This window comes from Microbacterium sp. HM-570, assembly GCF_054165885.1.
Genome location: NZ_CM135111.1, coordinates 2,883,254 through 2,896,724 on the forward strand (window position 1 = coordinate 2,883,254; position 13,471 = coordinate 2,896,724).

The following is a 13,471-nucleotide window of genomic DNA, read 5'->3' on the forward strand; positions in this document are numbered from 1 at the left end:
CCTCCTCTCTTGCCCGCCTCTCGGAAACCTCGTTCGCGGCCCCGCGCTGCGCCGCGGGAGGACTTCGGCCCGACACGAGGAGAGTCGGACCCGAAACCTCCTTTCCTCGCGCCGAAGTCCTCAAGCGAGGTGCAAGTTCTGCGCGACCGCCGAGAGGATCTGACGCTCAACCAGAGGCCAGCGCTCCATGACCTCGACGTAGTCGAAGCGCAGCACGGTGTACCCCGCGAGGCGCAGACGCCGGTCGTGCGCGATGTCGGCGCGGCGCTGCGCCGCCTGGTGGTACGCGAATCCGTCCAGCTGAATGACCAGTCGCCGCCCGACGAGGAGGTCGACGTCGTGACCCAGCAGTGGGACCTGTTGCAGCGCCGGGATGCCGAGCCTCGCGAGCCGCTGAACGACCAGTGTCTCGAGCCCCGAGTCGGAGTCGCCGCCGGCTTCGAATGCGAGTGTTCGCGCGGCGTGAGTCGTCCATCCGACCGCCTGCAGGTGCGCGGAGGTCGCGAGGCCCTTATTGATCGCAGACTCCCAGATTGCCAGCGCCTCGAGGTGTGGCTGGCAGGTCGCCACGCGGGCGAGGACGTTCTCGATGGCGTCCAGCGGCGACCGTGGGAGAGGCCGGACGGGCCCGAGATTGCGGTGGGCCACGAAGCGGGACAGATCCCGCCCGGCGTGGGGATGGACGGCGAGGTGCAGACGGTCGGGCAGACGAGGAACCCAGAGTCCCAGCATCCGTGCCGCGGACACGCATGTCACTCGCGCGCTCGCGCTCATCGCCGCCCGCAGATCGTCGTCGATGTCCGGAAGATGCAGCCACTGTCTCGCCGTCACCAGGATGAGCGCCGAGCGAAGCGCCTGCTCGAGGCGGTAACGCGTCCACCCCGCCTCGATCGCATCCGAGCGGTGTGCCCATCCTCCGCGCGCCCTGAGCCATGACTGAAGTTCCATGCCCCACATCGTTGTGTCCGCCCTGGGCTGTGAACGTTCGTCGGGTGCAAACGGGGGATGGTGCGCGTCCCGTGGCACGGGGGAGGGAGCGTGGGGAACAGCTCGCGGCAGCGTGGGAGGAGGATTTCGGAGTGTGGGGAGGACTTTCGCGTCAGGATGCTCCTCTTGCCGCGCCGATGTCCTCGCGCCGTGCTGTGCTGTGCGGTGCCGTGCTGTGCTGTGCTGTGCTGTGCTGTGCGGTGCTGCGCCTAGCCTGGGGCTATGACTCTGCATGTCACGGACTTCCCCTCCGCCTCGACCGTCGCGACGCGGGTCGAGGTCGTCGAGAGAACGGGATCGACGAATGCCGACCTGGTCAGGTCGCGCACGCTCGATCCCGGCGCATGGCCGAACCTGTCGGTGCTGGTCACCGACGACCAGACGGATGGCCGGGGTCGACGCGGGCGGACCTGGCAAGCGCCCGCGGGCAGCGCACTGGCGATCTCGGTCGTTCTCGATGTTTCGGGCCTCCAGTCGGTGGAGCGCGGCTGGATACCCCTTCTCGCGGGGGCTGCCCTCACGCGCGCCATCGCGGCGCACCTCTCCGCGCAGGTCGGTGACACCCATACCGTCCGGATGAAATGGCCGAACGATGTATTGGTCGATGGTCGTAAGGTCAGCGGCATCCTCGCCGAGGTCGTGCCGGGTGCGCAGGACTCGATCGTGGTGGGCGCGGGCGTCAACACGGCGATGACCGCAGAACAGTTGCCGGTTCCCACCGCGACATCACTCGCGGTGCTCGGTACGGACGTCACCCCGCCGCTGCTCGACACGCTGCTCGCCGACTACCTCGCCGCACTGGGCGAGCTCGTCGGGGCTCTCCTCCTGGAAGATGGCGACGCGTCGCGCTCGGGAGTGCATGACGAGGTCGAGGCGCTCTGCGGGACGATCGGCAACACGGTGCGCGTCCACTTGCCGGACGAGAGCGAACTCGTCGGCGAGGCGGTACGGATCGGGCCGCACGGCGAACTGGTCATCCGCAGCGGGGTCGACGAGACATCCGTCGTCGCCGGCGACGTCGTGCACGTTCGCTGACGAACCGCGACGTCGTGCACGTTCGCTGACGAACCAGCCGCGTGGGATGCGTCATCCCGCGCCGACGACCGGCAGAATGAGCGCATGACCCAGCCGACGACGTACGGCAATCGCCTGCCGGCGCCGCCGCCCGGTTCGGCCACGCCCGAGCGGCTGGTCGCGCGGACGCGGGGGAGTGCTCGCCGCTTGGGCTGGTCGGCGCTGGTCGTCGTGGCTGTTGCCGGCGCTTCGGGGTGGTTCTACGACAACCTTCCTGCGCCTTTTGAGAATTGGATGCTGCTCGCCGCCGCGGGTGCGGTCGTGCTGCTCCTCGTCGTGCTGCCGTGGATCATCTGGGTCAGTCGCACGTACACGATCACGACCCGCCGCGTCATCGCTCGTCGTGGTGTGCTGTCCCGTCGTGCACAGGAGCTGACGCACGCGCGGGGGTACACGATCAGCCTGCGTCGCGGTCCGATCCAGCGGATGTGGCGGGCCGGAACGATCATCTTGAGCAACGGGGTCGACGAGCCGCTGCGCCTGGTCAACGTTCCCGACGTCGTCCTCCTCCAAGAGGTGCTCGCCGATCAGATCGAAGTCGGTCAGATCCTGGCGCACCGCAACGCACAGGGAATGGCGAGCGACGAATCCGTGGCCGCCCCGCCGCGTCCCCCGCTCCCCGCCTGAGCCGACAGCGCCGATCGCCCCCCGAAACAGGAGGCCGACGATCCATGCGCTCCGGTGAAAGGATGGAGGCGCACGTCCAATCACCTGCGAGGGGAAGACCATGACATACCGCGTCGGAGTCGTCGGCGGCGGCCAGCTGGCCCGCATGATGATCGCCCCGGCCGTCGAGCTGGGCATCGAGATCCGGGTGCTGGCTGAGGCGGAGGGGATGTCGGCGGCCCTCGCCGCGAGCCAGGTGGGCGACTACCGCGACGCCGACACGGTTCTCGCGTTCGCCCGCGACGTCGATGTCATCACCTTCGACCACGAGCACGTTCCGCAGCCCGTGCTGCACGCGTTGCTCGAGGCGGGTGTCGCGGTGCATCCCGGACCCGCGGCCTTGGAATTCGCCCAGGACAAGATCCGGATGCGTACGCGTCTCGCCGAGCTCGGGGTGCCGCAGCCCGACTGGGCCGCAGTTTCGGACGCGGATAGCCTGCAGCGATTCATCGACGAGCACGGCGGCCGTGCTGTCGTGAAGACCCCCCGCGGCGGCTACGACGGGAAGGGGGTTCGCGTTATCGAACATGGCACGGAGGCCGCGGATTGGTTCGCGGCGCTCGCCGAGGACGCGCGGGGCGGCGAGCTGCTGGTGGAAGAACTGGTGGACTTCCGGCGCGAACTCGCGCAGCAGATCGCTCGGAGCCCCGCCGGCGAGACTGCGACGTATCCCGTCGTCGAAACGGTCCAGCGCGATGGCGTCTGTGCCGAGGTCGTTGCACCCGCTCCGGGAGCCGGTGCGCGCCTCGTGGACGTCGCGGCCGCGATGGCGGGTGACATCGCGAATGGGCTCGGCGTGACGGGCATGCTCGCGGTGGAACTCTTCGAGACGACCGACGATCGCCTGCTCGTGAACGAACTCGCCATGCGCCCCCACAACAGCGGCCACTGGACTCAGGATGGCGCGCTCACGAGCCAGTTCGAACAGCACCTGCGTGCGGTCCTCGATCTGCCGCTGGGCTTGACGTTCCCGCACGCTCCCTGGACGGTCATGGTGAACGTCCTCGGCGGACCCGCTGAGGGCGGACTCGCGGAACGCGTGCCCGCGGCGATGTCGGCGCATCCGGGCGCGAAGATCCACCTGTACGGCAAAGACCCTCGGCCGGGGCGGAAGGTCGGACACGTCAACGCCGCAGGTGATGAATTGGATGAGGTCGCCTACGAAGCACGCGCCGCTGCGGCCCACTTCGACTGAGTGCGCGGCGCAGTTGGGCTGAGTGTGTGGCGCACTTCACGTGAGTGCGCGGCGGAACGGCATTCTTGCAGGAGGGGGGCCTAGCCTGATCGGGTGACCCGGCCGCTGCATTCCTCCGACGCGCCCATCGTCGGCGTCGTCATGGGCTCCGACTCCGACTGGCGCGTCATGAGTGACGCATCCCAGATCCTGACGGACCTGCTCGTTCCGCACGAGGTCGAGGTCGTTTCCGCCCACCGCACGCCCGACAAGCTGATGTCCTACGGCCGCGAAGCGCGGGCCCGAGGCATCCGTGTCATCATCGCGGGCGCCGGCGGCGCCGCTCATCTGCCCGGCATGCTCGCGTCTGTCACCTCGCTTCCGGTCATCGGCGTGCCCGTGCCGCTCGCGACGCTCGATGGGCTCGACTCCCTGCTCAGCATCGTGCAGATGCCCGGCGGGATCCCCGTGGCGACCGTGTCGATCGGGGGCGCGAAGAACGCGGGCCTCCTGGCCGCACGCATTCTGGGCGCATCCGATGCGGCCCTCGCGACTTCGCTCGACGACTATGCCCGCCGGCTCGAGGCCGAGGTCGAGGAGAAGAACCGGCGGCTGAAGGACGCGCTGTGAGCATCGCAGCTCCCACCCGGCTGCCGCGCGTCGCGCCGTCCCTGCCGCCGATCGTCAACCAGCTGCCGCTCCGGTACCCCGACTCGGGGTCGGCCGACTACATGCGTAGGCGCGCGTGGTGGCTCGTGATCTTCAACGTGCTGGTCCCCGGGTCGGCCCAGGTGCTGGCAGGCAGCAAGCGGCTCGGACGATTCGCGCTCGGCGCCACGCTGTTCCTATGGACCGTGCTCATCCTCACCGCCGTGGCTGCCATGCTGTGGCCGTTCTTCGTCTACTGGATCGCCACGAACGGCATCGCGTTGCTGCTGCTCCAGGGGTTGCTCATCGCCTACGGTGCACTCTGGGTCGTGCTGGCGATCGACACGTTCCGCCTGGTGCGGCTGGTCAAGCTCCGTCCCGTGGCACGGGTCGGAGTATCGGCCGTCCTCGCGGGGCTTCTTGTTCTCACGTCCGGCGGGGCGCTGTACGCCGCGGATCTCGTGGGCACGACGCGCGGCACGCTGGGCTCGATCTTCGGCCTCGGCGGGCCGGCCGTGCCGCCCTCGGACGGCTACTACAACATCCTGCTCCTCGGCGCGGACAGCGGCGAAGGGCGCGACTCGATGCGCTACGACAGCATCTCGGTCGTCTCCGTGAACGCCGACACGGGCGCGGCAACCATAACGGGCATTCCGCGCGATATGCCCGGGTTCCCGTTCGCCCCGGGCCCGATGCTGGACCTGTACCCCGACGGGCACACCAATTACGCGAACGCCAACTGCGGCTGGGGACCGGGCATCAACCAGCTGCGCACCGAGGTCGAGGTGTGCCGCGACGGTGACGCCCTGTATCCCGATGCGCGTGCTTCCGGCTCCACCCCCGCGATCGAGGCGACGAAGGATGCCGCGGAAGGCATCCTGGGTATCGAAATCCCGTACTACGTCTTCATCGACATGCACGGCTTCGCGGCGCTCGTGGATGCGCTCGGCGGCGTCGACATCACGGTCGTCGAGCGTCTGCCCAAGGGCGGCGGCCCGGCCTACCCGGGCCAGTCGGCCGAGGACTGGGCGATCGGCTGGATCGAGGCGGGCCCGCAGCGCATGGACGGCGACACGGCCCAGTGGTACGCGCGGTCGCGGTACACGACGAATGATTGGGACCGGATGCGTCGCCAGCGCGAACTGCAGACCGCGATTCTCGCGCAGTTCACGCCCGGCAATGTGCTCACGCGCTTCAAGGATGTGGCGGTAGCGGGTACGGCGCTCGTCGAGACCGACCTGCCGGAATCGATGCTGCCCTACTTCGCAGAGCTCGCCATGAAGACGAAGGAGCTCCCGGTCACGACGATCGAGTTGACGCCCGAGGGCGGCATCGACGCCGAGGAACCGGACTACGCCTACGTGCGCGAGATCGTCCAGGCTGCGCTGCACCCGCCGACCCCGACGCCCACACCGTAGTTCGGCCGGGCTACAGCTCGCCCGGTTGCATCGCCTGCTCGTCGATCTTCTGCGCCAGAACCCGCCTGCGCGAGGGGGCGCCCTCCCGCTGGGGGGCGTAGACGACGAGCGAGTGGAAGGCGAAGCGCGCCACGAAAGCCACGGCGAGCGTGATGGCGGCGGCCAGGACACTGGAGATGTGCCAGGTCTCGACCAGCAGGGCGAGCACGGGGATGCGGATGAGAGCTTCGGCATTGTTGAAGCTGAACGACTTCGCGAAGCGCAGCCAGCGAGCCGAGGCATTCCCGAGCATCTCGCGGAAAACGAACCGTTCCTGCAGCAGGAAGTTGCCGACGATCGTCACCTCGGCCGCGATGATCGCCGCCCAGATGTAGCTCATCCCGAGATGGGTGAGGCCGGCCATGATCCCGATGTTCGCCACCGCGCCGATCGCGCCGATGAGGGCGAACCCCGACATCTTCCCGAACTTCAGCACCGAGAGCTGGGCGAGGAAACGCATCCCCTGGCGCATGGATGCCTTCGACGCGCCGGCCGATCGTTCCGCGAAATCGAAGGGGACTTCTGCGACAGCGATGTCATTCCTCGCCAGAATCTCGAGCAGGATCTTGAAACCTCGTGGGCGGAGCCGGTCGAGGTCGAGCTGCGTCCGGTCGAGGAGGAAGTAGCCGGTCATCGGGTCCGTCGAGTCGCGCAGGCGCAGGGGGAACATGGCCTTGGTCAGGAGCGTCGCGCCGCGGGAAACCGCTGTGCGCACCGCATCCGCCAACCCGGTCGCCGCGCCGTCGCCCGTGTACCGCGACGCCGCGACGATCCCGGCGCCCGTGCGCTGGTGCGCGCGCAGCATCTCGGGGATCACTTCGGGAGGATGCTGAAGGTCGCCGTCCATCACGATGCAGATGTCTGCTTCAGCCAGGCGAATGCCCTGCAGCACGGCCCCGCCGAGTCCGGCAGTCGGGGTGTCTCGGTGGATGAGCCTGACCGACACGGCCGTGCCGGTCGCCACGCGTTCGACCTCGGCGGGGGTGTCGTCTGTGGAGTCGTCGACGAAGAGGATCTCGCGGTCGAGGCCTTCCGTCGCAGCCGTTATCCGCCGCACGAGTTCGGCGACGTTCGGTGCTTCGTTGAAGGTCGGCACGACGATCGAGAGGTCCACGGCGCACCCCTCGTTCATTCAGCGTTCCCCGGACGGGGCCGTCATCGACGACGCCCAGAATATCCCGACATGGGGATACGAAACTGCGTCTCTCCCTAGCGTCTTTTGTCGGAACACATAGCCTTCGGGTCGGCGGGCGAAGCTCAGGTGCGCCGGCGGGCCGCAATCAACAGTGTTGCGGTGACGGTCGTCGCGACGAGGGCGATCGCCGCGAGAAGCGCGATGGTCCAGGGGAGGTAGTCCAGGTCCGGCCATTCCGGCGCGTCCGGACGGGTGCTGGGGATCTGCACTCGTCCCTCGCGATCGGGAGAACCGGTCCACTTGTCAGGCACGCCCGGGGGATCGAGCGTCGTGCCGGTGCCGGTGCCGGTGCCGGTGCCGGTGCCGGGGACTTCCGCGCCCGGCGCTGCTACGCCGAGGTCGGGGCCCGGGGGAGCGAGCGGGCCTGCTTCGTGATGCGTTCCATTCGCACTCGTGACGGTGACGATGGCGACATAGTCGCGAGACGCCGAAAAGGTGATCGCGTATCGCCCGTAACCGTGTTCGGGTGCGTGGAAAACGGCCGTCAGGCCGCCATCGACGCGACTGACGAGGGTCGCCGTACCACCGGCGCCGAGCACGAGGGCTGCCCGCGAACGGGCACCGGAGACATCCGTCGCCACGCGTTCCCCGGTTTCGAAGAACCCCGCGGAGAACTCGATCGTCGACCTGCCGCCGGGCTCGATAACGGCTGGTGTCACGGACACCCCCGCGGGGGCGACGTAGGAGTCGTCGGCGATCGCCGCGGCCGCTGCCGGCCCGGCCCACATCATGGCGATGACGGCCAGGGCGACAGCAACGATGCGCGTGATCATCTTGCTCCCCGGGTGGGTCGACGATGACCGGTTGGTGCGGCTCTCATGGCAGGCGAAGACACGCCTCACGGCGCCGCCGCGGGTTGCGAGCGGCGCCGTGAGGGACGTATCTGCGGGCTTAGGCCTGGCGACGGCGCAGGACAGTGACGGTGATCAGGGCCGAGCCCGCGACCAGCAGTCCGCCACCGATGCCGTAGACCCACGGCGAGGTGCCGCCACCCGTGAGCGCGAGAGCCTGGTCGACCTGCGGGTCGCCCTCGCAGTTCGCGACCGGCGTGACCGTGATCGGGGCCGTGTAGCTCTGCGTCGCGCTCGTGAAGGTGATGTCGTACACGCCCTCGCCGTCGGCCGGGGGCTGGAAGGTCGCCGAAAGGCTTCCGTCCGCGCCCGCGTTGACGCTCGGCGTGAAGCTCGCGCCCGCGACTCGTGCGCCGCTAGCCGAGACGGCGACGTTCTCGCCCGCGATCCAGTAGTTGGCGCCGAACACGATCGTCGACGACTCGCACGGCGTGATGACAGCATCTTCGATCGAGACGGATGCAGGCAGGACGTACGGGTCCTCGACGGCGGATGCCGCCGCGGGCGCGCCGAACGCCACGATTCCGAGTGCGATTCCGAGCACCACGATGTTCTTCTTCAGCATGAGATTTCCCCAGTGTTCACGCGAAGTATGCGTACACCGCTGCTCCCCAGCATTCGATGCACGTATCGCGGACGACCCGAAGGTGTCCTGCGAAGACTTCCCCAATTGATGTCAACTACCCCAGCTGACGTTTCACACCCTACATCAATCGGTGCACTTCGCGTGCGCGATTTCTACCTCGTTCGCATGCACGAGCGGAGTCGATACGACCTTTATCGGGAGGTCTTCGAGAGTCGTGCCCTCGGGCGCGGTGAACTTGACGACGATGCGGTGTGAACCGCCGGGTGTAGTGACGAACTCGTGCTGCAGCACGGTGCGATTGCCGTACTGCGCTGCCTGGACGCCCCCTTGCTCGCCGTCAATCGAATAGTCCGTCGCGAGCCAGTCATCCGGCCCTGCCACCGCTATGCGGGTGAGGGTATCTCCGAACGTCGGAACCATCAGTTCGGGGCCGAGGACGTACTTCGGGAGGGTCGAAGCGGCGTCCGCGGGGATGGTGTTCGTCCAGTCGACCGTGACGGTCACGCGGGGGGCGTCGGTGCATGAGTCCAGTTCGACAAGGGTAGAGGGCGTTGCGTAGTAGTCGAGTTTCGCGCCCGTGACGTCGTTGGCGAAGATTCCGATGCGCGTCGTATCCGAATCCGGCGGAAGCATCGTCGCCAGGGGGGTGCCATCGATGCGAGCCTGTTCCTCGGCATGGGAACTCCAGACGTGCAGACGTTGCTCGTCCATTGACCGTCCGAGAGCTCCCAGCAGGATGCTCGGGTCGGCTTCACCGGCCGCGAGAGCCTCAAAGACCGCCCGTGCAACCAGTGCGAACGCCTCGTCCTGCATGGTCGTGTCGAGAATCTGCGCGTACGCGGTCGACAGCAGGGTATCGACCGCGTTGGCGGCGCTCAGCGAAAACGGTCCCGCCTGCACCGGGCCCGTCGCCTTAAGAAGGTACGAGATGCTGACGGCATCGATCGCTATGACGCCATCGACCCGCTGCCCGCTGGTGTGCTCCCACAGGGCGGCGGCGGCCGACGCGGTCTCGGTGAAGTCGAGCGAGCTCGCGGTGTTCTGGATGAAGCGGCCCGGAAGGTCCTCGAAGAGGGAAATCGTGCCGGGCGACAGATCGATGACGGGCTCTTCGGCGCGTTCGAAATCGCGTGACGAGAACTGCCGCTCGATCGTGATGCGCCCGTCGTCGAACCGCAGGACTGCCCCGGCACCGGCGATCCCGCCGAGGGACCGCGCTTCAGCATTGTTGAGCACGAGCAGCAGGTAGGTGCGCGGACCGTCCGTTCCGATCATCGCCGGGAGTACCGCAGCGGCGCGGTCCAGCCCGTCGATAACCGCTGCCGCCTCGGCCGTGGCATCCTGTAGCCGCTCGAGGGCACCCGCAACGATTGGGAGCGTCGGCTCGGGTAACGCGTTGACGCGCTCCACGGCATGCTGCAGGGCGGTGTTGGCGGCGGCCAGATCCGGCGATGCTCCGGCGAGCGGAGCCACATCGATGCGCCCATCCGCGAAGCCGAGAGATGAGATGTCGATTCTGCCGAGAGTCTCGGCGAGGGGAAGAACAGCGGCGGACGCGAGATCGGCGGCGACTTCGCTCATGCCGCGGACGGCGGTCAGGTCCGATCCGAGCCAGGGCAGCCATTCGGCGACCCGCCACACGGGATCGGATGTCGCGGCCCGGGCGGCGTCGGCATCCGTCTCGAAGTCCCGTGCCGCTGAGACGGCTCCGGCCGCGTCCCCGCTCTGCACCAGATCGGGGATCGTCGAGGCGGTTTCGGCCGCGGACTCGAGGCCGTCGCGGGCGACAAGGACGCGCGTGCCGAGCCAGAGGGCGGCCGCCAGTAGCACGAAAAGCGCGATACCGAGTGAGATCAGCCAGACTCGGCGGCGTCCCTGGCGGTTGTGGTGGTGGGTTTCAGGCACGGGCCTCATTCAAGCATTCCGACGCAGGGAATTTGTTCACGGTTGTATCGGGCTGTGGAGTCGGGCATGCGCGACCGCGCCGGAGGCGAGCAGCGCGAGCGTGTCACAGGTGGACGCCAGGTCACGCGGGTAGGGTCAAAAGAGTGACAGCGAGGCTCCGAGTAGTGCTCGACCAGGCGATCGCGCCGACGTCGAGCGACCTCGGCTCCGCATCCACGAGTCTCTTAGCCGCGCTTACCGAGACCGCGCCTGCCGGGTGCGACGTAGCGGGCATCCTCCCGGCGAACGGCCCCGATCAAGGACAGTACGCAGCGCTGGACGGCCTTGCCGGGGTGTGGAGTGCGACCGTCCGTCGCCGTCAGCTCGCTGCTGCTTGGGCTGCGGGTGTCTCGCTCGGCGCAGCGGGCGGAATGATCCACTCGCCGACGCTAATGGCGCCTCTGGTTCGCCACGATCGTGCCCACGATCACGATCAAACGGTGGTCACTGTGTGGAGCCTCGAGCCGTGGACCGCGCCGGAGCGCCTCGATCGCGGCTCGGTCGCGTGGCACCGAGCGATGCTCCGTCGCGCAGCGAGGTTCGCCGATGCTGTCGTCGTTCCCACGCACGCGATGGCCGCCGAACTCGGGGAGATCGCCTCGCTCCGCGGCCGAGTCCGTGTGATCGCCGGTGCTGCACCCGACGCCTTCGCGACGCCGACGGATGCGCCAGGTCGTGTGCGAACCTTGGGGCTGCCCGACCGGTACGTGGTAGCTCTCGGACGCACGACGGATCCCGCGGGGCTGACGCCCGCTCTGCGCGCTGCCGCGGATCTCGCGCTCGACGTGGTGTTTATCGGCGACGAGCACGACGATGTGACCCGGATCGGAGATCTCGCGCAGGCGAGCGGTATTCCCGAACGGCGAGTTCACGTCCTCAGTAGGGTCGATGCATCCGATCGCGCCGCTGTTTTGTCTGGCGCTCTCGCGGTGGTCTCGGCTTCGACGGCTTTTGTGTTTCCCTGGCGGGTGATCGAGGGACTCGCTGTCGGAGCCCCAATTATTACCGCGAAGACCCCGCAGAACGAGGAGCTGCTGGCCGATGGTGCATACTTCACGGCCATTGACGATGCGGATGGGATCGCCGAGGCTCTGCGGCGCCTGATTGACGATGCCGGCTTTGCGAAACGGCTGCGCGTCCTCTCGGCTGATCGGTCGCGGGCTTTCTCGTGGCGCGATACGGCCGAACGGGTGTGGCAACTCCACGCCGAGTTGTGATCGTGACGCGTTAGGCCCGCATCAGCGCAACAGCTTCCGTGCTCGGCCCATCGAAAGCGACTCCACCATCACGCAGGAGGACGCCCCGCTCACACAGTTTCGACACCATGCCGAGATCGTGACTCACGACGACCAGGGTCTTGCCTTGCGCGTGCAGCTCCCGGATCCGGGCTAGGCACTTCTTCTGGAAGGGCTCATCGCCCACGGAGAGGATTTCGTCGATCAGCAGCACATCTACTTCCGTGTGGATGGCGACAGAAAACGCGAGCCGAAGAAACATCCCGGACGAGTAGTGCTTGACCTCTGTGTCGATGAACTGCTCGATCTCGCTGAAGGCGACGATCTCGTCGTAGCGTCTCTCGATCTCCTTACGCTCCATCCCGAGAATAGCGGCGTTGAGGAAGATGTTTTCTCTGCCGGAGAGGTCGGGATGGAAGCCCGCGCCGACCTCGATGAGTCCTGCCACTCGCCCGCGGGTCAGGACCTTGCCGGAGTCTGGTGTCAGAACTCCCGAGATCAACTTGAGCATGGTGGACTTGCCGGAGCCGTTAAAGCCGAGGAGAGCGACAGCCTCGCCCTCACCGATTGAGAAAGACACTCCGTCAAGGGCGTGGAATTCCGTTGTGATCGGTTTCCGTCTGATCGCCGCGAGGAACGTCTCCTTCATCGAGTGGGTGTGCCGGAGCTTGAAGTCCTTATGTACGTCATCCACCACGATGCGCGGCAGCTTTGAAGGGTCAGAGGTCTTGTGCAAAACGACCCTCCAAGCGACGGAAGACGAGTTGGCCGATCATGATGAGCGCGAGACCAATCAGTAGCGCGGAGCCTGAATAAGTCCACAACCCGGGAAGAAGCGCCGCGTTTCGTGGCTCGAGCGGAAACCAGATCCCGTAGTGCATGAGCTCAACGGCTGGCGTGAGCGGGTTGAGGCGATAGAGGACAAACAACCACTCGGGTACTTTCTCCTGCACCATCTGCCACTGATACATCACCGGCGAGGCCCAGACGGCGAACATGACGATGATGTCGACGAGGGCCTGAGCGTCGCGAAACGAGACGTTCACAGCGCCGAAAAGTAGACCGAGGCCGCTTGCAAGCAGGGCGACAATGACGAGCGCCAGGAGGATCGCGCCGATATGAGCGGCAGATGGTGCCCAGCCAAAGAACAGGGAGATGACGATGACCACCACAATCTGCGGCAACGTATTGACCGCAGCGATCAGCATGCTGGATATCGGAAACATCTCGCGGGGTAGGTAGATCTTTTTGATCAGGGCTGCATTGTCAACCAGCGACCTGGTGCCGTTCGCGAACGCTTCACTAAAGAAGGTGACGATCGTGATTCCAGCCAGTAAGTAGATCGGGAAGAACTCGACGTTGTCGTTCATCCCGAGGAAGACACCGATCGCCACATAGAAGACGACGAACTGGACGAGCGGTTTGACGTAGGACCAGACCCAACCCAAGATCGAGCCGCGGTAGCGGATCTGGACTTCCTTGCTGACGATCAGCGACAACAGGTAGCGGCGGCGAAATACGTCAACCAGACCGAGATTCCGACCAGGTTCCTCGAGGGAGGGCGTCGCGGGCGTCGAAAGGGGCATCGACTTCCTTATTTGCGTGGGAGGGCGCCCGAGGCGCGGGCTGAACCATCCTATCTTTGCCGCGGCTG

Annotated in this window: 13 protein-coding genes; 6 read left to right on the plus strand and 7 right to left on the minus strand. The window is 67.0% G+C overall.

What is annotated here, in order from left to right; genetic code table 11:
• Window positions 1-120 precede the first annotated feature (120 nt).
• Complete coding sequence (locus ACT9TC_RS13825; RefSeq protein ID WP_458041038.1) at window positions 121-948, minus strand: endonuclease domain-containing protein; 828 nt, start codon at window positions 946-948, stop codon at window positions 121-123.
• 261 nt (window positions 949-1,209) lie between these two features.
• Between ACT9TC_RS13825 and ACT9TC_RS13830 the strand changes: the two genes are divergently transcribed.
• The 5 genes from ACT9TC_RS13830 (at window position 1,210) to ACT9TC_RS13850 (ending at window position 5,967) form a co-directional block, all read left to right on the plus strand.
• Window positions 1,210-2,022 (plus strand): biotin--[acetyl-CoA-carboxylase] ligase, encoded by an 813-nt coding sequence (locus ACT9TC_RS13830; RefSeq protein ID WP_458041039.1) that lies wholly within the window; start codon window positions 1,210-1,212, stop codon window positions 2,020-2,022.
• An 84-nt stretch (window positions 2,023-2,106) separates the two neighbouring features.
• Window positions 2,107-2,688 carry a PH domain-containing protein gene (locus tag ACT9TC_RS13835; protein WP_458041040.1) on the plus strand — a complete coding sequence of 194 codons (582 nt, stop codon included), beginning with the start codon at window positions 2,107-2,109 and terminating at the stop codon, window positions 2,686-2,688.
• Window positions 2,689-2,788: 100 nt separating this feature from the next.
• Window positions 2,789-3,922 (plus strand): 5-(carboxyamino)imidazole ribonucleotide synthase, encoded by a 1,134-nt coding sequence (locus ACT9TC_RS13840; RefSeq protein WP_458041041.1) that lies wholly within the window; start codon window positions 2,789-2,791, stop codon window positions 3,920-3,922.
• Between the two features lie 141 nt (window positions 3,923-4,063).
• Window positions 4,064-4,531, plus strand: a complete 468-nt coding sequence (purE, locus tag ACT9TC_RS13845) for a 5-(carboxyamino)imidazole ribonucleotide mutase (protein ID WP_458042939.1) — start codon at window positions 4,064-4,066, stop codon at window positions 4,529-4,531.
• Window positions 4,528-5,967, plus strand: a complete 1,440-nt coding sequence (locus tag ACT9TC_RS13850) for an LCP family protein (protein WP_458041042.1) — start codon at window positions 4,528-4,530, stop codon at window positions 5,965-5,967. Before purE ends, ACT9TC_RS13850 begins: the two co-directional genes overlap by 4 nt.
• A 10-nt stretch (window positions 5,968-5,977) precedes the next feature.
• Here the strand turns inward: ACT9TC_RS13850 and ACT9TC_RS13855 are convergent, their stop codons facing one another.
• From ACT9TC_RS13855 to ACT9TC_RS13870, 4 genes are all read right to left on the minus strand, one after another.
• Window positions 5,978-7,120 carry a glycosyltransferase gene (locus ACT9TC_RS13855; RefSeq protein WP_458041043.1) on the minus strand — a complete coding sequence of 381 codons (1,143 nt, stop codon included), beginning with the start codon at window positions 7,118-7,120 and terminating at the stop codon, window positions 5,978-5,980.
• Between the two features lie 143 nt (window positions 7,121-7,263).
• On the minus strand, window positions 7,264-7,974 hold the full coding sequence (locus tag ACT9TC_RS13860; RefSeq protein ID WP_458041044.1) for a hypothetical protein: 711 nt from the start codon (window positions 7,972-7,974) through the stop codon (window positions 7,264-7,266).
• 118 nt (window positions 7,975-8,092) lie between these two features.
• On the minus strand, window positions 8,093-8,617 hold the full coding sequence (locus ACT9TC_RS13865) for a hypothetical protein (RefSeq protein ID WP_458041045.1): 525 nt from the start codon (window positions 8,615-8,617) through the stop codon (window positions 8,093-8,095).
• Between the two features lie 144 nt (window positions 8,618-8,761).
• Entirely contained in the window at window positions 8,762-10,543 is a 1,782-nt protein-coding gene (locus ACT9TC_RS13870) for a DUF4012 domain-containing protein (protein WP_458041046.1), read from the minus strand.
• Between the two features lie 143 nt (window positions 10,544-10,686).
• Between ACT9TC_RS13870 and ACT9TC_RS13875 the strand changes: the two genes are divergently transcribed.
• Window positions 10,687-11,799 carry a glycosyltransferase gene (locus ACT9TC_RS13875; RefSeq protein ID WP_458041047.1) on the plus strand — a complete coding sequence of 371 codons (1,113 nt, stop codon included), beginning with the start codon at window positions 10,687-10,689 and terminating at the stop codon, window positions 11,797-11,799.
• 10 nt (window positions 11,800-11,809) lie between these two features.
• On the opposite strand, the gene ACT9TC_RS13880 is transcribed toward ACT9TC_RS13875, so the two are convergent.
• The gene (locus tag ACT9TC_RS13880; protein WP_458042940.1) at window positions 11,810-12,466 is read right to left on the minus strand and encodes an ABC transporter ATP-binding protein; all 657 of its coding nucleotides are present in this window, start codon (window positions 12,464-12,466) and stop codon (window positions 11,810-11,812) included.
• 70 nt (window positions 12,467-12,536) lie between these two features.
• Window positions 12,537-13,403 carry an ABC transporter permease gene (locus ACT9TC_RS13885; RefSeq protein ID WP_458041048.1) on the minus strand — a complete coding sequence of 289 codons (867 nt, stop codon included), beginning with the start codon at window positions 13,401-13,403 and terminating at the stop codon, window positions 12,537-12,539.
• Window positions 13,404-13,471 lie beyond the last annotated feature (68 nt).

Coding starts and splice junctions, on each gene's coding strand:
- ACT9TC_RS13865 (WP_458041045.1), bottom strand. CDS start 8,617: ATGCTGAAGAAGAACATCGTGGTGCTCGGAATCGCACTCGGAATCGTG.
- ACT9TC_RS13825 (WP_458041038.1), bottom strand. CDS start 948: ATGGAACTTCAGTCATGGCTCAGGGCGCGCGGAGGATGGGCACACCGC.
- ACT9TC_RS13840 (WP_458041041.1), top strand. CDS start 2,789: ATGACATACCGCGTCGGAGTCGTCGGCGGCGGCCAGCTGGCCCGCATG.
- ACT9TC_RS13860 (WP_458041044.1), bottom strand. CDS start 7,974: ATGATCACGCGCATCGTTGCTGTCGCCCTGGCCGTCATCGCCATGATG.
- ACT9TC_RS13885 (WP_458041048.1), bottom strand. CDS start 13,403: ATGCCCCTTTCGACGCCCGCGACGCCCTCCCTCGAGGAACCTGGTCGG.
- purE (WP_458042939.1), top strand. CDS start 4,064: ATGGGCTCCGACTCCGACTGGCGCGTCATGAGTGACGCATCCCAGATC.
- ACT9TC_RS13880 (WP_458042940.1), bottom strand. CDS start 12,466: ATGAAGGAGACGTTCCTCGCGGCGATCAGACGGAAACCGATCACAACG.
- ACT9TC_RS13835 (WP_458041040.1), top strand. CDS start 2,107: ATGACCCAGCCGACGACGTACGGCAATCGCCTGCCGGCGCCGCCGCCC.
- ACT9TC_RS13830 (WP_458041039.1), top strand. CDS start 1,210: ATGACTCTGCATGTCACGGACTTCCCCTCCGCCTCGACCGTCGCGACG.